Source organism: Dyella sp. 01L423 (assembly GCF_056399945.1).
This window is the reverse complement of record NZ_JBFTSI010000005.1, coordinates 124,666-145,741: the sequence shown is the minus strand read 5'-3', so window position 1 is coordinate 145,741 and position 21,076 is coordinate 124,666. Positions and strand designations below refer to the sequence as shown.

Here is a 21,076-nt window from a genome sequence, read left to right as displayed (position 1 = left end):
TGCTAGGATCGAGTCCCATCTCAGCTCGGTCGTGGTTGCGGTCCAGTATGCGCATGCTTGTCACGGGCAGTTCGGGTCACCTGGGTGAAGCGCTGGCACGCACCCTGCTTGAGCTCGGCCACGAGGTGATCGGGCTGGATGTGGTTGAAGGACCGTACACCCAGCGCCTGGGTTCGATCTGCGACCGTGCCTTCGTGCGTCGCTGTATCGCGGGCTGCGCCACCGTGTTCCATCCGGCCACGCTGCACAAGCCGCACGTCGCCACGCACATGCGGCAGGATTTCATCGACGTCAACCTCACCGGCACGCTCAACCTTCTCGAAGAGGCCGTGGCCACCGGCGTGGAATCGTTCGTCTACACCAGCACTACCAGCGTGTTCGGCGATGCGTTGGTGCCGCCGGCGAGCGAGCCGGCGGTCTGGGTGACCGAAGACACGCTGGCCGTGCCCAAGAACATCTACGGCGTCACCAAGGCCGCGGCCGAAGATTTGTGCCAACTGTTTTCGCGCAATCAGGGGCTGTCGACCATGGTGCTGCGCACGTCGCGCTTCTTTCCCGAGGAAGACGACGACCGCTCGGTGCGCACCCGCTATACCGACGACAACCTCAAGACCAACGAATACCTCTACCGGCGCGTCGACATCGAAGACGTGGTGAGCGCGCACCTGCTCGCCGCGCGACGCGCGCCTGCGCTCGGTTTTCGCCGCTACATCATCAGCGCAACCACACCGTTCCTGCCGGAGGATCTCGCCGCCTTGCGCGCTTATGCGCCCCTGATCGTGCGGCGGCGCGTGCCCGGTTACGACGCCGTCTATGCACGGCACGGCTGGGACATGGCCCAGGGCATCGATCGGGTCTATGTGAACCAGCGGGCGCGCGACGAACTCGGCTGGGCGCCGCGCCACGATTTCGCGGCTGTAGTGGCGCGTCTGGAAGCAGGCGAGGACATCCGCAGCCCGCTGGCGAGGCTGATCGGTTCCAAGGGCTATCACGCCGACAGCTTCAGCGACGGCCCGTATCCCGTCGACGCCTGAAGTTCACCTGCAAGCGCTGGCCTAGCCCACGATGGCCAGCACCGCCGCCAGCCAGATGGCGATCACACCGCAGGCGAAGGCGCGGCGGGCGGGACGGATGCGTTCGGCGCTGTCGTCGGTCACGGGCGTGGTGATGATCCATGGCACCGACGCCAGCAAGCCGAAACCCAGAAAGGCCAGCACGATCACGAAGACGTCGACGACGCGCCATGGCACCGGCTCGTGCACGCCCCAGTAACCCAGAAACGCCATCCCCATCGCGCACAGCGTGGCCGACGCGGAACACAACCCGACAACTGAACCCGTTGGCGCGCGCATGGCGTGGCCCCTTGGCGGAAGACGGTGCGGTGTACAGCCTACCGCAGCCGGCTGGCGAGGGCCCCTGCCGACCTCGGGGCACCGTGTCGAAATCCGCCCTCCCCGTTCGTCATGAGGGTGAGCGCGCCAAAAACGGCGCCAGCCCGCCCCTCGAAGGAGTCGACGATGTCCCTGCCCCATCGCACCACCTGTACCCTTGCCGGCGCCTTGTTGTGCCTGTCCGCTGCCAACGCAGCGCAGGCCGCCGCGGCCACCTATGTGATCGATCCGGCTCACACCTACCCCAGCTTCGAGGCCGATCACATGGGTGGGCTCTCCACCTGGCGCGGCAAGTTCGACCGTACCTCCGGCAAGGTCATGCTGGACAAGTCTGCCGGCAACGGCAGCGTGGACATCACGGTGGACGTCGCCAGCGTGGATTTCGGCCTGGACAAGTTGAACGACGCCGCACGCGGCAACGAACTGTTCGACGTGAGCAAGTACCCTACCGCCACCTACCGCGGCAAGCTCGGCGGCTTCGTCAACGGCGCGCCGACCAAGGTCGACGGCTCACTCACCCTGCACGGCGTGACGCGTCCACTGGAGCTCACCATCAAGAGCTTCAAGTGCATGCCGCATCCAATGTACAAGCGCGAACTCTGTGGGGCAGATGCCTATGCAACGTTCAAGCGCGACGAGTTCGGCCTGGACAGCGGCAAGTCCTATGGCTTCAGCATGGAGGTGGTGCTGCGCATCCAGGTCGAAGCGTTGATCGACGACGGCGCCGGCAAGGTCGCGCTCGCCACGCCCGCCCATTGACCCAGGACCCCGCCATGCCTCTCACCCTCTACATGCATCCCCTGGCGTCGTACTGCCACAAGGTGTTGATCGCGCTGTACGAAAACGACACGCCTTTTCACCCGCACGTGGTGGATCTGATGGACGAGTCCGCGCGCGATGCGTTCTACAAGCTGTGGCCGATCGGCAAGTTCCCGGTGCTCGATGATCACGCGCGCGGCTGCCTGATACCCGAATCGAGCATCATCATCGAGTACCTCGCGCTGCACTATCCAGGGAAGGCGGCGCTGATTCCCCAAGATGGCGATCAAGCTCGCGAAGTGCGCTTCCGTGATCGCTTCTTCGACCAGTACGTGAGCGAGCCAATGCAAAAGGTGATCACCGACCGCCTGCGCCCCAAGGCCGAGCGCGACCATCTGGGCGTGACGCAGGCGCGCGACAAGCTGCGCACGGCACTGGACCTGATCGAACTGGAATTCGCGCGTGACAAGGGCAGCCGTCTCTGGGCCGCAGGCCAGCACTACAGCATGGCCGACTGCGCCGCGTCGCCTGCGCTGTTCTACGCCAATCTGGTGATACCGCTGGAGGACGCTCATCCGCTGACCGCTGAATACCTGTTGCGCCTGATGCAACGCCCCTCGTTCGCGCGCGTGCTGCATGAAGCGCAGCCCTATATGCACATGGTCCCCATGGAAACGGCCGAAGCCTGACTTCTGCCCATCAATCTCGATATCAAGGAAGCTCCCCATGCTCATCGCACTCATCGTTGTATTGCTGCTGGTCGCTGTCGTGTTGATCATCGCGGCCATGCGGCCCGATCAATTCCGCATCGAACGCTCCGCGTCGATCAAGGCCCCGCCGGAACGCATCTTCCCCTTCATCAACGAGCTGCATCGCTGGCAGTCGTGGTCGCCGTACGAGAAGAAGGACCCCGCGATGCAGCGCACGTTTGAAGGCCCGTCATCGGGTCCCGGCGCCGCCTACGGTTGGAATGGCAACAAGAACATCGGCAGCGGCAGGATGGAGATCAGCGAATCGACGCCATCCTCGCTCGTGCGCATCAAGCTGGAATTCTTCACGCCATTCCAGGCAAGCAACACGGCCGAGTTCGTGCTTGAGCCGCAAGGCGATGCCACGCGCGTGATCTGGGCTATGCAGGGACGTTCGCCTTTCATGAGCAAGCTGATGGGCGTGGTCTTCAACTTCGACAAGATGGTCGGCAAGGATTTCGAAGAAGGCTTGCTCAACCTGCGTACGCTGACCGAGCGTCCTTCCTGATCCTGCAATGCACCCGGATGGGCCCCTGGACAGCGAAGCGGAGGCCACGCCAGAACGAACACAAGCAGCGCACCGGCGACCGATCGCCGTCGTCAAACCACCGCAACGGCCCGGCCCCTGCCGGGCCGTTTGCGTTTGGGTGCATGGCATGCGATGCCCGACCGTGCTTTTTGGCAAACCCGCCGTGCTTTTGGCAAACCCCGCCGTCGTGCCGGCGCGAACCTATACCTGCCAGCTCAACGACGTATGGCCTGAAAGCTCCGCCGCTTCCGTCAACCGCTCCACGGTTCCCGCTCCCGGCAAAAGTCAGCCATCCCGAAGAAGGCCGCGATGTCGCTCACGTGACACGCCAAACTTTCGAATCTGCGAGGAACCCATCATGAAGAACATCCGCACCAGCCTGATCGCCTTCGGCCTGGTGGCCGCTATTGCCAGCGCCGCCGCCTCGGCGCAAGACAGCCCGATCTATATCCCGGGGCATGGGCGCATCAACCAGGTGAACCAGCGCCTGGCCAACCAGCAGAATCGCATCGACGCCGGCATTGCCGATGGCCAGATCAACGCGCAACAGGCCTTCCGTGACGAGCGCCAGGATTCCAACATCGCGGCCCGCGAAATGCGCGACATGGCCGAGCACGGCGGCCACCTGACCGCCGCCGAACAGCAGCACCTCAACCGTTCGCTGAACAACGACAGCGGCCGCATCCACTACCAGCGCAACGGTTACTGACCCCTGGCCGCCAACGAGGCCCACGGCCCGGCATACCCGGGCCCTGGGCCGTGGATCGACCACAACTTCCAGCACTGGCCGCACCCCGCCGTCGTGCCAGTATCCCCGGACCATCATTGGGGCGGGAGTAGCGTATGGTCAGCAGGATTCTGGCGGCAGCGTGCGCATGTGCACTGAGCCTGGGCGTAGCTCACGCGGCGGACGCCGCCTCCGGCAAGCCGCAATACGGCGCATGGGGCTACGACCAGGCAGGCGCGGATACCTCGGTCAAGCCGGGCAACGACTTCTTCCGTTACGCCAACGGCACGTGGCTGGACCACACGCCGATCCCCCCCGACAAGCCGGCCGTCAGCCTGCGACTGGCCATGACCGACCTCACCGAACAGCGCCTGCACGATCTGATGGAGGCGGCGGCGCGGGACAAAGCCGGCAACGGAACGATCGAAGGCAAGGTCGGCGCGTTCTATCAATCGTTCATGGATCAGGCACGCGTCGATGCGCTTGGCGCCAAACCGATCGCGCCTCAACTCGATGCCGTGAAGCAGGCCACCACGCGCGACGCGCAGGCGGCGCTGATGGGTCGCAGCGGCCTGGATTTCGAAGGATCGCTGTTCAACATCTACTTCGATGTGGATCTGAAGGACACCAACCGCTACGCCGTCTACGTATCGCAGGCCGGTCTCGGCCTGCCCGACCGCGACTACTACCTCAAGCCTGAATTTGCCAAACAGAAAGCGGCCTACCAGGCGTACGTGACGCAGCTGCTCACCTTGGCCGGCTGGCCGCAGCCGGAGGCGGCAGCGAAGGATGTATTGGCCTTCGAAACTGCCATCGCGCAGGCCAGCATCAGCAAGGTCGAACAGCGCGATCCAGTGGCCATGTACAACCCGATGAGCGTGAGCGACCTGCAGAAGCTCGCGCCCGGGTTTGCGTGGAATGACTTCCTCAAGTCCACCCAGCTCGGCGAGCGCAAGCAGCTCGTGGTGATGGAAAAGACCGCGTTTCCCCAGCTTGCGGCGCTGTACGCGAAGACGCCCGTCGCCACCATCCAGGCGTGGCAGGCGGCGCGCATCGCCGACAATGCGGCGTACTACCTTTCCACGCCTTTCCAGCAGGCGTACTTCGAGATGCACGACAAGACACTCGCCGGCCAGCAGCAGATGGAAGTGCTGTGGAAGCGCGGCGTGCACGCGGTGTCCGGCGGCGACTGCGGCGCGGGCGACCGCCTCGCCTGCTTCGGCAATCTCGGCTGGGCGGTGGGCCAGCTATATACCGACAAGTATTTCCCCGCGTCTTCCAAAGCCAAGATCGAAGCACTCGTGGCCAATCTCAAGGCCGCCTATCGCGTGCGCATCGAGCACCTCGACTGGATGGGCCCGGCAACACGCAAGGAAGCACTGAAGAAGCTCGACACCTACACCATCAAGGTGGGCTATCCCGATCATCCGCGTGACTATTCGAAAGTCAGCATGCGCAGCGACGATCTGACCGGCAATGTGTTGCGTGCTGCACAGGCCGACTGGTCGTTCAACGTCGATCGCCTGGACAAACCGGTCGACCGCAGCGACTGGAGCATGACGCCGCAAACCAACGATGCGTACAATGGCTCACTGCGCGACATCGTATTCCCCGCCGCGATCCTGCAGCCGCCGATCTTCGATCCCAATGCCGACCCGGCGATCAACTACGGCGCCATCGGCGGCGTGATCGGCCACGAACTCACCCATGGCTTTGACGACCAGGGCCGCAAGATCGACGCCAGCGGCGCCCTGCGCGACTGGTGGACCGCCGCCGACGCCAAGGCCTTCGACGAGCGCGCCAAGAAACTCGGCGCACAGTACGACGCGTTCGAACCGCTGCCCGGCGTGCACATCAACGGCAACCTCACCATGGGCGAGAACATCGCCGATCTTGGCGGCCTCACCCTCGCGCTCGATGCCTACCACGCGTCGCTGCACGGCAAACCGGCACCGGTGATCGACGGCTTCACCGGCGACCAGCGCGTCTTCATCGGCTGGGCCCAGGCGTGGCGCGGCAAGCTCACCGACGATGCGATCCGCCGCCAGGTCACCAGCGATCCGCACTCGCCGCGCAAGTTCCGCGTGAACGGGCCGGTGCATAACATTGATGGTTGGTATCAAGCGTTTGGGGTGCAGCCGGGGGATGCCTTGTATCTCGACCCGAAGGACCGGGTGCGGATCTGGTAACGGCGTTGCTGCCATCCGCATGACAGCGCTGGTCGCCGACACCCTTCCACGGGGTCTCGTCGGCGACTAGACTCGCCGCACAACCGGGGAGAATCTGCCATGCGTCGTCCGTACACTACGGTACTGCTGCTGTGCGCGCTGGTTTGGACGGGGAGTTGCGCGGAAACGATTGACCCGATGGCCGAGGCCAGCCTGACCGTCGAAGGCAAGGCCATGTTGAATCCGGACGGCACTGTCGCGAGCTACACCTTGCGCGAGCCGGAGAAACTTCCGCCGGCCGTCGTGGACCTGGTGAAGCAGGCTCTGCCGAACTGGAAATTCCGCTTTGCAGGCGAGACGGCGCCCGCCGCCCCCATCGAAGAAAGCATGGTATTGCGCATCGTCGCCACCGATGTGGACGCCAAGCACACCACGATCCGAATCGAGGGCGCCCAGTTCTCGACCGCAGCGGAGACAGCCGACGAGCGCGTCGTTTACAACGTCCACAAAGCGCCCATGTTTCCTCCACGCTCGCTGCAGGCGCGCGTATCCGGCACCGTTTACGTACTCGTTCGCGTGGGCCGCGACGGCACGGTCTTGGACGCGGCAGCCGAGCAAGTGAACCTCCATCGCTATGTTGAGCAGGACTTGATGAAGGTCTATCGCAGAGACCTGGCCGATGCCGCCGTCACCGCGATCAAACGATGGACTTTTACCGTACCCACGGCAGGTCCTTCCGCGCAGCTCCCGTATTGGTATGTGCGCGTGCCGTGCAATTTCTATATCGCCAATCCCGGCTACGACGAGCACAACGGTCGCAAGTACGGCACCTGGGCGCTCTATGTGCGGGGGCCGCGAGAAACCATTCCCTGGGTACAGGACAAGAAGCTGCTGGCCGAGTCACCCGACTCCACGCCGGACGGGACGGTCCATCAACTTGGAACGGGCGCGGAACTGGTGACGCCGCTCACTTCCGGCTGACCACCTGGACTCACGATTAGCGAGGCGCGGACGGCCGCCGCGTTGTTTGGGCCATGCCCATTACCGCGTGGGACGGAACGCCGACACCATCGGCGTCGTCATCATCGTCGTCACGATCGCCATCACCAGCAGGATGGTGAACATCGCGCTGTTGATGACGCCTGCATCGAGGCCGACCTTGATGACGATGAGCTCCATCATGCCGCGCGCATTCATCAGCGAGCCGATGGTGAGGCTGTCGCGCCAGTTCTGACCGGAGATACGCGCGCCAGCAGTGCCGCCGATCAATTTGCCGGCGACCGAGACGGCGAGCACCAGCAGCAGCGCGATGCCTGCTCCGCCCGTGAGCAGCTTCGAACTGGTACTCAAACCCGCCAGCACGAAGAACACCGGCAACAACGCGGCGATGGTGACCCGTTCGACGCGATCGATGAGGTTCTCCAGCAGGCGGTCGTCGCGCGGCAGGCAGGCGCCGAACAGGAACGCGCCGAACACCGCATGCAGGTTCAGCCACTCGGTGATCGCCGCGCAACCGAAGGCGCCGGCCAGCAGGAAGGCCAGCACCGCGCCGTCCGCATTGCCGTCAGGGGCATGTCGCGCCAGCAGCTTCGCGCATAGCGGCCGCAGCGCGAACCAGGTCAGCACGAGCAAGGCGACCAGCCCGATCATGGTGCGCCAGAACGGCGCCCAGTCACCGTGCGCGCTGATCAACGCCACCACGAAGGCCAACATGATCCACGCCAGCACATCGGCCACCGCTGCCGCGGCGATGCCCAAGCGACCTGGCAACGACTCGGTGATGCCGCGTTCCTTGACGATGCGCGCCATCACCGGCAACGCGGTAATCGCACACGCCGTGGCAAAGAACAGGGTGAAGCCGAGGCGGCTGATGCCGGGCGGCGCGTAGTCCACATAAAGCCACGGCGCGACGAGCAAGGCGAGCGCGACGGGCAGCACGATGGCCAGGCCGCCGATCCACGCCGCCGGCCGCAGCAAACCACCCTGCGCACTGGCAGGTACACGCAACTCCGCACCCACCACCGTCATGAACAACACCAGGCCAAGCGTACTGAGGCTCTGCAGGTTGCCAAGGCTGTCAATCGGAAACAGGCGCTGCTGCCACTCCGGTGCGATGGCGCCAAACACGATCGGGCCCAACGCAAGACCTGCCAGCATCTCGCCCACCACGGCCGGCTGGCCGATGCGCCGCGCGAGTGCCGCGATCAGCCGCGACACGACGATGATCACCAGCAGTTGGACGAGCAGCAGCGGATGGCCCATGGATTTCCCGAAGAAATGGAAGGCCGAACGGCCAAGCCCCGAGCTTGCCTTGTATGTGCGGTGACCCGCAACATGCGTCGATCACGCCATCCGCCTGGATGCGCCCACACCGAAGGTCGCCCACTGCATGGCCCATGTACTGATCCCCGTTCCGCATCAGGACGTCGACCCCAGCGAAGTCGCGGTGCCCTGGCGCATCCTCACCGAGGCGGGACATCGCGCGACGTTTGCCACGCCGGATGGCCGGGTGGCCAGTGCCGATCCGATCATGTTGAGTGGCGAAGGCTTGGATCCCTGGGGTTTCGTGCCCGGTTTGCGCAAGCTGCGCCTGTTCGGCCTGCTGTTGCGCGCCAACGGTGATGCACGGCGCGATTACGCGGCGCTTGAAAAGGATGTGGCGTTCAATGCGCCGATCGCCTGGGGTGCCATCGATGCCGAACGCTTCGATGGCTTGTTGCTGCCGGGCGGTCATTGCGCACGCGGCGTGCGCTCCTACCTCGAAAGCGAACAGCTGCAGCGTGTAGTGGCTGCGTTCTTCGCCGCCGACAAACCGGTGGCTGCGATTTGCCACGTGGTCGTCTTGGCGGCGCGCAGCCGTGCTGAGGACGGTCGCTCCGTGCTGCATGGGCGGCGCACGACGGCACTCACGTGGGCGCTGGAAAGATCCGCGTGGTCGCTCACCCGCATCACACGCTTTTGGGATCCTGACTACTACCGAACCTATCCGGACGGCATGGGTCAGCCGGCTGGCTATATGTCGGTGCAGCAGGAAGTGACGCGAGTGCTGGCTCGCGCTGACGATTTCCTCGATGTGCCACGCGACGCCACGCACCACCGTCGCAAGACCTCCGGTCTGGTGCGCGACAGCGACACCGACGACACGCCTGCCTTCGTCGTGCGCGATGGCAACTACGTCTCGGCCCGCTGGCCGGGCGATGTGCACCGGTTCGCCCGCGAATTCGCAGACCTGCTTGAGACGCAGGCCGAAACACGCCTTTGAGACCCGCATCGGAGACGCGGCACTTGCATCCTCCGCCAGTCACCGCGGTGCCCTCCCCCGTGAAAATTTCCTAGCATTTGCTAACTCCGCCCCCATCTTGGAGTTTTCGGGCTTATCCACGGTCAATCCACAATCTATTGGGTTGACCGACCCCATCCAGCCCGATATGTTGTGCCGGTCGGTGCCACTCTCAGACCTACGGTCGGAATGGCTTAATAGGGAACTCCGGTGCAAATCCGGGACTGCCCCGCAGCGGTAAGTGGAAACGAAAGCCCCCATCGCACTGGCCCTCAGCGGCTGGGAAGCGGGGGCAACTAGGCCGGGCCTCACCGCCCATGTCCACGAGTCCGAAGACCTGCCGGCACATCAGGGCCCAACGCCCTGGTGCGTAGTGACGGCTTCCGCGGGGAAGCGCGTCGATGCGCGGGGCGGCTGCCCTGCTGCTCGACCGTCCGCGAAACGTCACCTTTTTTTCAGCCCTGCGCGCGGGAGCAGGCGGTTGATGACCAAGCTTGGAGCGAAGTCGCGATGCAACCTATCGATACCACCGGACGCGAACGTGCAGACGATCGTGCCGACACTGCTTTTTCCACCGACACCGCCGTGGCCGATGCGCCGCGCACGGACGCGCCGTTTGCGCTGACCCCGCCGCACAACCCCGGCCAGATGCGCGTGACCAAGCGCAGCGGCCGCCAGGAAGTGGTGGACGTCAACAAGATCGTCCGCGCCGTGACCCGTAGCAGCGAAGGCCTGCACGGGGTCGACCCGATGCGCGTGGCGCTCAAGACCATCGGCGGCCTGTATGACGGCGCCACCACGCAGGAACTGGATCAGCTGTCGATCCGCACGGCCGCCGCGCTCACTGCCGAAGAACCCGAATACGGCCAGCTCGCCGCGCGCCTGCTGGGCGCGTTCATCGACAAGGAAGTGAGCGGCCAGGAAATCCAGAGCTTCTCGCAGTCCATCGCGCGCGGCGCGGAACTGGGCATCCTCAACGAGCGCCTGCGAGACTTCGTGCAGATCAACGCGCGCAAGCTCAACGACGCCATCGATCCGCTGGCCACGCGCCGCTTCGAATACTTCGGCCTGCGCACCGTGTACGACCGCTACCTGCTGCGCCATCCGCAGCTGCGCAAGGTGATCGAGACGCCGCAGCACTTCTTCATGCGCATCGCCTGCGCGCTCGGTGGCAACGAGATCGGTGAGACGCTGGAGCTGTATCGCCTGCTGTCCTCGCTGGAATACATCGCCAGCTCGCCGACGCTGTTCAACGCCGGCACCGCGCACGAACAGCTCAGCTCGTGCTTCCTGCTCGACTCGCCGGCCGACTCGCTGGAGTCGATCTACGAGAAGTACGGCGACGTGGCCAAGCTCAGCAAGTTTGCCGGCGGCATCGGCCTGGCCTACTCGCGCGTGCGTTCGCGCGGTTCGCTGATCAAGGGCACCAACGGCCATTCCAACGGCCTGGTGCCGTGGCTGAAGACGCTCGACGCTTCCGTTGCCGCGGTGAACCAGGGCGGCAAGCGCAAGGGCGCAGCCTGCGTGTACCTGGAACCGTGGCACGGCGACATCGAGGAATTCCTCGAGCTGCGCGACAACACGGGCGATGACGCGCGCCGCACGCACAATCTCAACCTGGCCAACTGGATTCCCGACGAATTCATGCGCCGCGTGGAGAGCGACGGCGACTGGTCGCTGTTCGATCCCAAAGTGGTGCCGCACTTCGTCGACAGCTGGGGCGAAATGTTCGAGCGCGCTTATCGCGAAGCGGAAGCTGCCGGCCTTGCCGTGAAGACAGTGAAGGCACGCGAGCTGTATGCCCGCATGCTGCGCACGCTGGCGCAGACCGGCAACGGCTGGATGACCTTCAAGGATCGCAGCAACGCCACCAGCAACCAGACGGCGAAGGCGGAAAACGTCATCCACCTGTCGAACCTGTGCACCGAAATCCTGGAAGTGACCAACGCCGACGAAACGGCGGTGTGCAACCTGGGCTCGGTAAACCTGTCGCGCCACGTGGTCGACGGTCAGTTCGATTTCGACAAGCTCGCCGGCACGGTGCGTACTGCCGTGCGCCAGCTCGATCGCGTGATCGACCTGAATTTCTACCCGATCGACACCGCCAAGGTCGCCAACAACAAGTGGCGTCCGGTCGGCCTGGGCGTGATGGGCTTGCAGGATGTGTTCTTCAAGCTGCGCCTGGCGTTCGATTCTGCCGAAGCGCTGGCCCTGTCGACGCGCATCGCGGAGGAGATCTACTTCAACGCGCTGTCGCAGTCGAACGATCTGGCGATGGAACACGGCGCGCACCCGGGCTTTGCGGAAACCCGCGCGGCCAACGGTGAGCTGCAGTTCGACTACTGGACCAATGCGCAGCCGAATGATCAGGCACGCTGGGATGCGCTGCGCGAGTCGATCAAGGCCAAGGGTCTGCGCAACTCGCTGCTGATCGCCATCGCGCCGACCGCGACCATCGCCTCGATCGCCGGCTGCTACGAGTGCATCGAGCCGCAGGTGAGCAACCTGTTCAAGCGCGAGACGCTGTCGGGCGACTTCCTGGTGGTGAACCGCTATCTGGTTGAAGAACTGAAGACGCTGGGCCTGTGGACGTCGGAAGTCCGCGACGCCATCAAGCTGGCCGAAGGTTCGATCCAGGGCATCGCTGCGATTCCGGAACGCCTGCGCCTGATCTACCGCACGGTGTGGGAGCTGCCGCAGAAGGCCTTGATCGACCTGGGCGCCGCGCGCGGTGCGTACATCGACCAGAGCCAGTCGCTGAACCTGTTCATGGAAAACCCGAACATCGGCCAGCTCAGCTCCATGTACATGTACGCATGGAAATCCGGCATCAAGACCACCTACTACCTGCGCTCGCGACCGGCGACCAAAATCACCAAGACCACGGTCTCGGCCGCGCCGGTGGCGAAACCCGCACCGGTGGAGGAACAGGAACAGGCGGAGGCGGCAGTGTTCTGCTCGCTGGAGAATCCGGAGTACTGCGAGGCTTGTCAGTAACCTCACCGCCATCCCAGCGAAAGCTGGGATGACGATCAAAGGCAGATCTTGTCGTATAGGTCGTGCCTGTAAGGGTTGGATTTCTCGATAAGCTGGATCTTCCATGCGCGCTTCCATGCTTTGATGGCTTTTTCGCGAGCAATGGCGGACTCCATGCTTTCGTGCATTTCGTACCAAACCAGCTGATGGACTTGGTGATGCTGCGTGAAGCCATCAACGACATCGTTGCGATGTTGCCAAATGCGGGCCACAAGATTGGAGGTCACGCCGGTATACAACGTGAAGTTTCGCTGGCTTGCCGTGATGTAAACGCAAGGTTGTCGTTCGCGCATGGTCGATATCCATTCCGATCTCCGTCCGAGCTTGCAACGACAATCAACTCATTTCGACCGTCATCCCAGCGAAAGCTGGGACCCGGCGCCTTTCCCCGACGCATCGCGGCGGACCAAGCGAAGGCACTGGATTCCTGCTTTCGCAGGAATGACGGGCACAAGAACAAGGCGTGCCGCCTCGACGGCGCGACATACGAGAGGAACACCCATGTCCCACATTCTTGATCCAGGCTTTGAACTCACCCTGCGCCCGATGCGCTATCCCGAGTTCTACGAGATGTATCGCAATGCGATCAAGAACACGTGGACGGTGGAGGAAGTGGATTTCTCGCTGGACGTGACCGATCTCAAATCCAAGATGTCCGATGCGGATCGTCATCTGATCCATCGCCTGGTGGCGTTCTTCGCCACCGGCGACACCATCGTGTCGAACAACCTGGTGCTCAACCTGTACCAGCACATCAATGCGCCCGAAGCGCGCATGTATCTGTCGCGCCAGCTGTATGAGGAAGCGCTGCACGTGCAGTTCTACCTCACCCTGCTCGACACCTATATTCCCGATCCGACCGAGCGCAACAAGGCATTCGATGCGATCGAAAACATTCCATCGATCCGTCAGAAGGGCGAGTTCTGCTTCAAGTGGATCGACTCCATCCAGGGCCTCCAACGCCTGGAGACGCGCGAACATCGCCGCCAGTTCCTGCTCAACCTGATTTGTTTCGCGGCGTGCATCGAAGGCCTGTTCTTCTACGCCGCGTTTGCCTACGTCTACTTCCTGCGCTCGCGCGGCCTGCTGCATGGCCTGGCCTCGGGCACCAACTGGGTGTTCCGCGACGAGTCCGGCCATATGGCGTTTGCGTTCGACGTCGTGCGCACCGTGCGCTCCGAGGAGCCCGAACTGTTCGACGAAGAGATGCGCGCGCAGGTGGAAGCGATGCTCGAGGAAGCGATCGCCTGCGAAACGCAGTTCGCTGAAGACGTGCTCTCCGGCGGCGTGGCAGGCCTTTCGCCGAAGGAAATGCGCCAGTACCTGGAGTACTGCGCCGACCAGCGCCTGGTGCAGCTGGACATGCCCAAGAAATACGGCTCGAAGAACCCGTTCGACTTCATGGATCTGCAGGACGTACAGGAAGTGACCAACTTCTTCGAACGTCGCGTGTCGGCGTACCAGGTTGGCGTGCAGGGCGATGTGGCGTTTGATATGGCGTTCTGATCGAGCCTTGCTCCCTCTCCCCTGCGGGGAGAGGGAGCGAGAGCTTACTTGCCCGGCACACTCCCCAGACTCACAAACGGCAGCGCACTAGTCCCCGTGTAGGTGGGCAGATGCCCGTCCCACTTCTCAATCGCCGACATCTGCACGATGTTGGGATTTTCGCGCAACGCATTGCCCTTCAACTCAATTGCCTTGGCCTCCGCCGCCGCAATCGTGATCTGCGCCTGGGCACGTCCCTGTGCTTCAGCCTCCACCTTCTCCGCTTCGGCCCGTGCCTGCGCCACCTCGTTCTGGCGTTGCTCGGCCATCTGCGTCGCCTGGATCTTGGCGTTGATCGACTGCACCACGTTTTCGGGCAGGCGCAATTCGCCGATCCAGTAGATCTTCTCCACGTTGATGCCGACCGCGGCTACTTCCTCGCTCACGTCCTTCTGCACCGACTCAATCAGGTTGGCTTTGCCTTTGCCGTAGACCGACTCGATATCGAGGCTGGCCGATTCCTTGACCAGCGCGTCGCGGATCATGTTGCGCAGGTACACGTCCGTGATCTCGTCAATGCCCTTGCGGTACTTCTGGAAGATCAGCGTCACCTTCGACGGATCGATGTGATAGGTGATGCCCACGTCCGCGTTCACCGTGAGGCCTTGCGCGGTCTGGAAGCTGATCGACTCGTCCACCGCACGGCCTTCCAGGGTGGAACGCGTGAAGGTGTAGGTCTGCGTGAAGGTCGGGAACGTGTACATCTCGTAGCCCCAACCCACCCAATAGCGGCCGGGCGGCAGTTCCTGCAGCGACCCCTTGTCATCGCCGTACATCTGGAACTTCACACCGACATTGCCCGCCGGCACCTTCGAGCAGGCGGCCAGCAGCAGGGCGGATAGCGACAACGACAACGTCAATACGCGTTTCATGGCGATCATTCCTTGTGAGTGAAACCGTGGCGCAGCAGCAGATAGCCCCACGCCAGTAGCAAGGCCAGCAGAACCAGACCGATAAGCACGGCCAGCGTGCTTGCGGCCGAGATCAGCTCCGGCCCGATGACAGCGATGTACAGCAGCAGGCAGACGACGAACGGCCACAGCCGATGCGCCAGCCAGTCGACAAGCGTCTTCATGGTTTTCCCCGTGGTGATGATGTGTTGGCGAGAGCCGTATGGACGTCCGTTCGCGATCTTCCGCTTCGGCACGATCAGCGTGCCGAGCCGGTATGCGAAGGACGAAGAGCGTTGCTAACCCGTGGGTGCGATGACGCGCCGTGAGCGGCGGGATGGGTCAGCGATAGATAGCGTGCGAGCCTTCATATAAGCGCACTCCAGGCGCGCTGCGGGATGAGGACGGGGCGCACTCTACTCCGATTTTGATGCGTTGCAACAAGTCAGCACTGACGCAAATCCAGCACCACTGGCCTATTGACTACAGCTGTAGTCACGGCGTACGTTGACTACAGCTGTAGTCACCAGGACATTGGACATGGGCAAGCCAACCATCGGCGATCAGGAGCTGGCGCTCCTGCAGTATCTCGCCGAACACAACAATGCATCCGTGGGCGAAGTGGTCAGCGGCTTCGGCGAACCGCGCGGCCTCGCGCGCTCGACCGTGCTGACCATGATGGACCGCCTGCGCGGCAAGGCTTACCTGCGCCGCAAGCAGGTGCAAGGCGTCTACCGCTACAGCACCGCCACCGGCCCCGGTGAAGTGATGCGCAGCGCGGTAGGCCAGTTCGTGGAGAAAACCCTCAGCGGCTCGGTGTCGCCGTTCGTGGCATGGATGTCCGAACGCGCGGACGTCAGCGACAACGAACTGGCCGAACTCGAAGCCTTGGTGCATCAACTGCAGTCGCGCCGCAAGGAGACCTGACATGAGCGCCATTGCCTCTCTCGCACAAGAAGTGGTGGGCCGCCTGGCCTGGACATCGCTGCAGGCGGCGCTGCTGATAGGCGCGGTGTGGCTGCTCAACCGGCAACTGCCGCGGCTCTCCGCCGCCACGCGCTCGCTGCTGTGGTGGCTGCTAGGCGTGCAGCTCCTGCTGGGCTTGTTGCTGCCCACACCGGTGGCGTTACCGCTGCTGTCGCCCTCTTCTGCCGAAACCACGGTCATCACTACGGTGACGCCGAGCGAACACCGGATCGCGAGCGTTGGTCAAAGCTCCGCATCTTTCTCGGCAGAACCTGGGAGCGACGATCAAACCGTGATCGTGCGGTCCACCACATCGGCCTCGCATAGCTGGACATCCTGGTTGCCGGCGGTCTTGGCGTTATGGCTGGCCGGCGTGATCGTGCAGATGCTCATCACGTTGCGCCACTGGCGCAAGGCGCGCATCGTGGTCCGTGCATCGCAACCGCTAGCCGATCCCGCGTTGCAGACGCTGTGCGCCGAGCAGGCGCATGCGATGGGCTTGCGCCGCTGTCCCGCGTTGCGCGTCTCCGATGCGATCCGATCACCCCAGGTGAGTGGAGTGTGGCGGCCAGTGGTGCTGTTGCCTGCCAACCAGAACCTCTCCTCTGAAGAAAGCGCGTTGGCGCTCGCCCACGAACTCACTCATCTGCGTCGCGGTGATTTGTGGATGGGATGGATTCCCGCCATTGCGCAGCGACTGTTCTTCTTTCATCCGATGGTGGCGTGGGCGATGCGCGAGTACGCGCTGAACCGCGAGGCAGCGTGCGACGCACAAGTGGTTCATCAGCACGACGCCGCACCGCAGGATTACGGCCGCCTGCTGCTGCGCCTGGGCGTGGCCCATCCGCTGCATGCAGGGCTTGCCGGCGCATCACCGACCTTCCACAACCTGAAAAGGCGACTGACCATGCTGCAGCTGAGCGATCAGGACACCACCTCACGCGTGCGCAGCTGGTTGCTGGTGGCCATCGTTGCCGCCATCGGCGTGCTGCCGTATCGCGTGACCGAGGCCAAGGGCGATACGGCGTCCACGCCCGCCAGTGCATCGAGCAGCATGTCGGTGCCGGCGACACCGCCGACGCCCGCCACGCCGCCAACCCCGGCCACACCCATGACGCCGACCACGCCGGCAACGCCACTGACCCCCGCCACGCCGAAGACGAAGCCGTCGCCTCGCGGCAGCATGACGCCGCCGCCCGTGCCGCCCGTACCGCCGGCGCCGCCCGCGCCCAAGGCGCCGGTACCTCCGCCGCCTCCGCCTCCGCCGCCGGCACCGCCCGCTCCGCCTGAGCCGCGCTCATCAGGGTTCGCTGCGCACCACATCGATATCGACACGCATACCGGTGCGCAATACGGCTTCGCCTTGCTCGACAAGGATTCGGTGATCATCAACGGCAGCGACCTGGACGTTTCCACGGCTCGCAGTTTGCGCGGGCAGTCGGAACCGCTGCTGCTGTTCCGTCGCGGCAGCAACTCCTATGTGATCCGCGATGAAACCTATCTCACGCGTGCCAAGGCGGCTTATGCAGCGGTGACCGAGCTGTCCAAAGAGCAGGGTCGACTCAGTGGCGAGCAAGGCCGCGTGAGCGGACAGGAGAGCGGCATCGGTGCACGCCAGGGCGCCCTGGGCGAGCGGTTGGCACGCATGGCCACGCGTGAGGCGGAGATCGCCGCGCGACAGGCGCAGCGCCCGTCGTCCGATGGCGGTGACGCGGAAAGCGCGTCCTTTGAGTCCCAGCGAGCGGAGATCGATCGCGAGCGAGCCGGTCTTGAACGCGAACAGCAAGACCTGGAAAAGCAGCAGGAAGCGCTGGAAAAGCAACAGGAAGCACTCGCCCATCGCGAGGAACAGGCCACCGAACAGGCGACCCAGCAGATGAGCCGCCTGCTCGACGAAGCGCTGGCGAAGGGCATCGCCCAGCCGGTAAGCAACCGATAGCCTCAGCGCGATGGCGCGCCAGGGCACGCCACCGCGATCCAGGTTCCATCGACTCACCACACGCCCCGGCTTGCCGGGGCGACGGGTAGCCGTTGCCTACGCGCACCCGTTCCACGCAGGGAAGGAGGCGACATGATTGGCTACTACGCGACAACCGCCATCAGCAGTCTGCGCCGCAGCAAGGCGCTGGCGGCGCTGATGGTGTTGGTCATCGGGCTGGGCATCGGCGCCAGCATGACCATGATCACGATTTTCCACGTGCTTTCCGGCGATCCGCTGCCGGGGCGCAGCGGGCAGATCTACGCACCCGTGATCGACATCCGGCCGCTGGCGCGCGATCACAGTGAGCCCACCGAGCCCGACGGCAATTTCAGCTGGCCGGATGCCATGAATCTCTTGCACGCACGCCGGGCAGATCGGCAGGCCGCGATGGCGGGGGGAGCGGTTCCCGTGCGGCCGATGCAGAGCGGCGAGCTGCCGTTCTACGAAACGGGACGCTATGTGACGGCCGACTTCTTCAGCATGTTCAACGTGCCCTTCGCTGCGGGCAGCGCCTGGCGCAGCGACGACGATGAGAGCCATGCGCGCATCGTCGTGCTCAATCGCGAGCTGGCGCGCAAGCTGTTCGGCACCGCGTCGGCGATCGGCCATAGCGTGCGCTTGAAGAACACCGACTTCAGGGTTGTCGGCGTGCTCGACGACTGGCATCCGCAGCCGCAGTTCTATGCACAAGTGGACGGCCGCGGCTTCGGCAAGACCGACCAGTTCTTCCTGCCATTGCAGACCGCGCAGGACCTGGGGCTCGACTTCAACGGCCGCATGTCCTGCTGGGACAGCAGTGGTGATGCGCGTACCAGCAATCACTGCGTTTGGCTGCAGTTCTGGGTACAGCTGGACAGCGCTGCCAAAGTGCAGGCGTACCGGCAATTCATTGGCAGCTACTGGCGCGATCAGCAGGCACACGGCCGCATGCCGCGACCGGCGAATGCAGAGCTCTACGGCCTGATGGACTGGCTGACGCGCCAGCATGCGATCCCCGATGACTTGCGCTTGCAGCTATCGCTATCGCTGGGTTTTCTCGCCGTGTGCATGCTCAACGTAGTGGGCCTGCTGCTGGCGACCTTCCTGCGTCGCGGCGGCGAGATCAGCGTGCGCCGCGCCCTGGGCGCGCGGCGCTGGGACATCTTTCTGCAACTGGGCGTGGAGTCGTGCGTGATCGGCCTGGCCGGCGGTTTGCTGGGACTGGGCATCGCGTGCCTGGGCCTGTGGAGCGTGCGCCAGCGACCGGACGGCTACGCGCAACTCGCACAGATGGACGCAGGCATGCTGCTTGGTACGTTCGTGCTCGCCCTCGTAGCCAGCGTGATCGCAGGCCTGCTGCCTGCGTGGCGCGCCTGCCGCATTCCTCCCGCTCTCCAACTGAAGACGCAATGAGGCCTGTCATGTCGCATTCGCCCCTGATCGCCAGCCTGTCGCGCCACAAGCTCACCGTCTGCCTGCTGGTGATGCAGGTCGCGCTGACCTGCGCCATCGTCTGCAACGTCGCGTCCATCATCGGCCATCGCCTCGCGCAGATGCAGTTGCCCAGCGGCGTGGTGGAAAACGAGCTCGCCTTGATCGAAAGCATCAGTGTCGACGAGTCGGCCAATCACCTCGCCAAACATGATGCGGACATGGCGGCGCTACGGGCGATACCCGGCGTCACCATGGTGGCCGCGGTCGACGCCCTGCCCTTCAACGGCAACAACTGGAGCAATGGCATCTCACTCGTGCCGAACGGCCCCTCGCCGGCCACCGCCACCGCATTCAACGGTACGCAGGACGAAGCACGCGTGCTCGGCATGCGCCTGCTGGCGGGACGATGGTTTTTGCCGGAGGAGTACATTCCTCTCGACGCGGCGCATGACTGGGTCGGCATCAACCATGTGCCGTCCACCATCGTCACGCGCGCGCTCGCCAGCAAGTTGTTTCCGGGACAGGATCCGCTGGGCAAGGTGATTTATCCGGGGGATGGACCGGTGCGCATCGTCGGCGTGGTGGATCAGTTGTTGCGTCCGTCGCTGGGCGAGTCCGAAGCGAACGGCTACGCCACGCTGTTCCCGATGTTGCCGGACACCGCCGACATCACCTATGTGATGCGCACGGCGCCACAGGACAGGGAGCGCGTGCTCAAGCAGGCGCAACAGGTACTTGCCCGCCTCGACAACAACCGCGTCTTGCGGCATCCGCAAACTTTCACACAGATGCGTGACGACTACTTTCGCCGCGACCGCACCATGATCACCTTGCTGCTTTCCGCCGCGCTTGGCCTGCTGCTGGTAACTGCCGCCGGCATCGCCGGGCTGGCCAGTTTCTGGGTACAGCAACGCCGCCGCTCCATCGGCATCCGCCGTGCGGTGGGTGCCACGCGACGCGACATCCTGCGGTATTTCCAGACGGAGAATGGGGTGATCGTTGGGACAGGAGTGCTCTTCGGCGTTGTGCTTGCCTATGCGCTCAACATGCTGTTGATGCAGCACTACGCGTTGCAGCGCTTGCCGTGGCTGTATGTGCCGGTTGGGGCGCTGTCGTTGTGCTTGTTGGGGCAGTTGGCGGTGCTCGGGCCGGCGTTGCGGGCGAGTGGAGTGCCGCCGGTGGTGGCAACGAGGGGGTAGTTGGGGATGTTTGCTTGTCGGTGCTGGGCGCTGTTGTGGGACAACCTCCGAGGGTACACAGGGGACACTTCCAAGCGCTGCGCAACGCACCCGAATCGCTGAGGACTTAAAGCCAGGCCGCGCTGCGCATCGGCTTTGGTCACCCCTTCTTCCGCCTGCCGCGCCTGCTTGTCTGTGGGAGCGCACCCTGTGCGCGACAGTCACTCCTGGGTGTACCGCTCCGTAAGTTTGTCGCGCACAGGGTGCGCTCCCACAAATAGCCGACCGGCAAGATTGATCCGCCATCCGAAGGCCAGCGCGATCCCTTGTAGGAGCGCACCTTGTGCGCGAACGCGGCCCAACAGGCCGCCCTGGGGGCGGCGTTCGCGCACAGGGTGCGCTCCTACAAATAGCGTCCCGGCACGTCGGGCTGTTGGCTTTTGATGTGGCTCTGCCCCGGGGGC

The 21,076-nt window shown here is 64.1% G+C and carries 19 protein-coding genes and 1 riboswitch; of the genes, 14 read left to right on the top strand and 5 right to left on the bottom strand.

Annotation, left to right across the window (positions count from 1 at the left end; all coding sequences use genetic code 11):
* Positions 1 to 47: 47 nt before the first annotated feature.
* The gene (locus tag AC1DMY_RS14820) at positions 48 to 1,034 is read left to right on the top strand and encodes an NAD-dependent epimerase/dehydratase family protein (protein WP_477165703.1); all 987 of its coding nucleotides are present in this window, start codon (positions 48 to 50) and stop codon (positions 1,032 to 1,034) included.
* Positions 1,035 to 1,055: 21 nt separating this feature from the next.
* On the opposite strand, the gene AC1DMY_RS14815 is transcribed toward AC1DMY_RS14820, so the two are convergent.
* Positions 1,056 to 1,352, bottom strand: coding sequence for a hypothetical protein (locus tag AC1DMY_RS14815; RefSeq protein WP_477165702.1), 297 nt, complete (start codon positions 1,350 to 1,352; stop codon positions 1,056 to 1,058).
* 165 nt (positions 1,353 to 1,517) lie between these two features.
* Between AC1DMY_RS14815 and AC1DMY_RS14810 the strand changes: the two genes are divergently transcribed.
* The 6 genes from AC1DMY_RS14810 to AC1DMY_RS14785 all read left to right on the top strand — a co-directional run bounded on the left by AC1DMY_RS14810 (position 1,518) and on the right by AC1DMY_RS14785 (position 7,304).
* Positions 1,518 to 2,150, top strand: a complete 633-nt coding sequence (locus AC1DMY_RS14810; protein WP_477165701.1) for a YceI family protein — start codon at positions 1,518 to 1,520, stop codon at positions 2,148 to 2,150.
* A 14-nt stretch (positions 2,151 to 2,164) separates the two neighbouring features.
* Positions 2,165 to 2,839, top strand: a complete 675-nt coding sequence (locus tag AC1DMY_RS14805) for a glutathione S-transferase family protein (RefSeq protein WP_477165700.1) — start codon at positions 2,165 to 2,167, stop codon at positions 2,837 to 2,839.
* A 37-nt stretch (positions 2,840 to 2,876) separates the two neighbouring features.
* On the top strand, positions 2,877 to 3,407 hold the full coding sequence (locus AC1DMY_RS14800) for an SRPBCC family protein (protein WP_477165699.1): 531 nt from the start codon (positions 2,877 to 2,879) through the stop codon (positions 3,405 to 3,407).
* 379 nt (positions 3,408 to 3,786) lie between these two features.
* Positions 3,787 to 4,137 carry a hypothetical protein gene (locus tag AC1DMY_RS14795; RefSeq protein WP_477165698.1) on the top strand — a complete coding sequence of 117 codons (351 nt, stop codon included), beginning with the start codon at positions 3,787 to 3,789 and terminating at the stop codon, positions 4,135 to 4,137.
* Between the two features lie 134 nt (positions 4,138 to 4,271).
* A complete protein-coding gene (locus tag AC1DMY_RS14790; protein ID WP_477165697.1) occupies positions 4,272 to 6,344 on the top strand; it encodes a M13 family metallopeptidase in 2,073 nt (690 codons plus the stop codon).
* A gap of 99 nt (positions 6,345 to 6,443) precedes the next feature.
* Positions 6,444 to 7,304 carry an energy transducer TonB gene (locus AC1DMY_RS14785; protein ID WP_477165696.1) on the top strand — a complete coding sequence of 287 codons (861 nt, stop codon included), beginning with the start codon at positions 6,444 to 6,446 and terminating at the stop codon, positions 7,302 to 7,304.
* Positions 7,305 to 7,364: 60 nt separating this feature from the next.
* On the opposite strand, the gene AC1DMY_RS14780 is transcribed toward AC1DMY_RS14785, so the two are convergent.
* Positions 7,365 to 8,585 carry a cation:proton antiporter gene (locus tag AC1DMY_RS14780; RefSeq protein ID WP_477165695.1) on the bottom strand — a complete coding sequence of 407 codons (1,221 nt, stop codon included), beginning with the start codon at positions 8,583 to 8,585 and terminating at the stop codon, positions 7,365 to 7,367.
* Positions 8,586 to 8,712: 127 nt separating this feature from the next.
* Here AC1DMY_RS14780 and AC1DMY_RS14775 point away from each other — a divergent pair, with 127 nt between their 5' ends.
* Positions 8,713 to 9,585, top strand: a complete 873-nt coding sequence (locus tag AC1DMY_RS14775) for a type 1 glutamine amidotransferase domain-containing protein (RefSeq protein ID WP_477165694.1) — start codon at positions 8,713 to 8,715, stop codon at positions 9,583 to 9,585.
* A 158-nt stretch (positions 9,586 to 9,743) separates the two neighbouring features.
* Positions 9,744 to 9,962: riboswitch (cobalamin riboswitch) on the top strand.
* Between the two features lie 151 nt (positions 9,963 to 10,113).
* On the top strand, positions 10,114 to 12,600 hold the full coding sequence (locus AC1DMY_RS14770) for a ribonucleoside-diphosphate reductase subunit alpha (protein ID WP_477165693.1): 2,487 nt from the start codon (positions 10,114 to 10,116) through the stop codon (positions 12,598 to 12,600).
* A gap of 35 nt (positions 12,601 to 12,635) precedes the next feature.
* Here the strand turns inward: AC1DMY_RS14770 and AC1DMY_RS14765 are convergent, their stop codons facing one another.
* A complete protein-coding gene (locus AC1DMY_RS14765) occupies positions 12,636 to 12,932 on the bottom strand; it encodes a GIY-YIG nuclease family protein (RefSeq protein WP_477165692.1) in 297 nt (98 codons plus the stop codon).
* Positions 12,933 to 13,140: 208 nt separating this feature from the next.
* Here AC1DMY_RS14765 and AC1DMY_RS14760 point away from each other — a divergent pair, with 208 nt between their 5' ends.
* Positions 13,141 to 14,145 carry a ribonucleotide-diphosphate reductase subunit beta gene (locus tag AC1DMY_RS14760; RefSeq protein ID WP_477165691.1) on the top strand — a complete coding sequence of 335 codons (1,005 nt, stop codon included), beginning with the start codon at positions 13,141 to 13,143 and terminating at the stop codon, positions 14,143 to 14,145.
* A gap of 44 nt (positions 14,146 to 14,189) precedes the next feature.
* Here AC1DMY_RS14760 and AC1DMY_RS14755 read toward each other — a convergent pair whose 3' ends face one another.
* Both AC1DMY_RS14755 and AC1DMY_RS14750 read right to left on the bottom strand, forming a co-directional pair.
* Complete coding sequence (locus AC1DMY_RS14755; protein WP_477165690.1) at positions 14,190 to 15,056, bottom strand: SPFH domain-containing protein; 867 nt, start codon at positions 15,054 to 15,056, stop codon at positions 14,190 to 14,192.
* A 5-nt stretch (positions 15,057 to 15,061) separates the two neighbouring features.
* Complete coding sequence (locus AC1DMY_RS14750) at positions 15,062 to 15,259, bottom strand: hypothetical protein (RefSeq protein ID WP_477165689.1); 198 nt, start codon at positions 15,257 to 15,259, stop codon at positions 15,062 to 15,064.
* 355 nt (positions 15,260 to 15,614) lie between these two features.
* Here AC1DMY_RS14750 and AC1DMY_RS14745 point away from each other — a divergent pair, with 355 nt between their 5' ends.
* The 4 genes from AC1DMY_RS14745 to AC1DMY_RS14730 all read left to right on the top strand — a co-directional run bounded on the left by AC1DMY_RS14745 (position 15,615) and on the right by AC1DMY_RS14730 (position 20,633).
* Positions 15,615 to 16,001 (top strand): BlaI/MecI/CopY family transcriptional regulator, encoded by a 387-nt coding sequence (locus tag AC1DMY_RS14745; protein WP_477165688.1) that lies wholly within the window; start codon positions 15,615 to 15,617, stop codon positions 15,999 to 16,001.
* A 1-nt stretch (position 16,002) separates the two neighbouring features.
* On the top strand, positions 16,003 to 17,979 hold the full coding sequence (locus tag AC1DMY_RS14740; RefSeq protein ID WP_477165687.1) for a M56 family metallopeptidase: 1,977 nt from the start codon (positions 16,003 to 16,005) through the stop codon (positions 17,977 to 17,979).
* A 132-nt stretch (positions 17,980 to 18,111) separates the two neighbouring features.
* Entirely contained in the window at positions 18,112 to 19,413 is a 1,302-nt protein-coding gene (locus AC1DMY_RS14735) for an ABC transporter permease (RefSeq protein ID WP_477165686.1), read from the top strand.
* A gap of 8 nt (positions 19,414 to 19,421) precedes the next feature.
* A complete protein-coding gene (locus AC1DMY_RS14730) occupies positions 19,422 to 20,633 on the top strand; it encodes an ABC transporter permease (RefSeq protein ID WP_477165685.1) in 1,212 nt (403 codons plus the stop codon).
* The last annotated feature ends 443 nt before the right edge of the window (positions 20,634 to 21,076 follow it).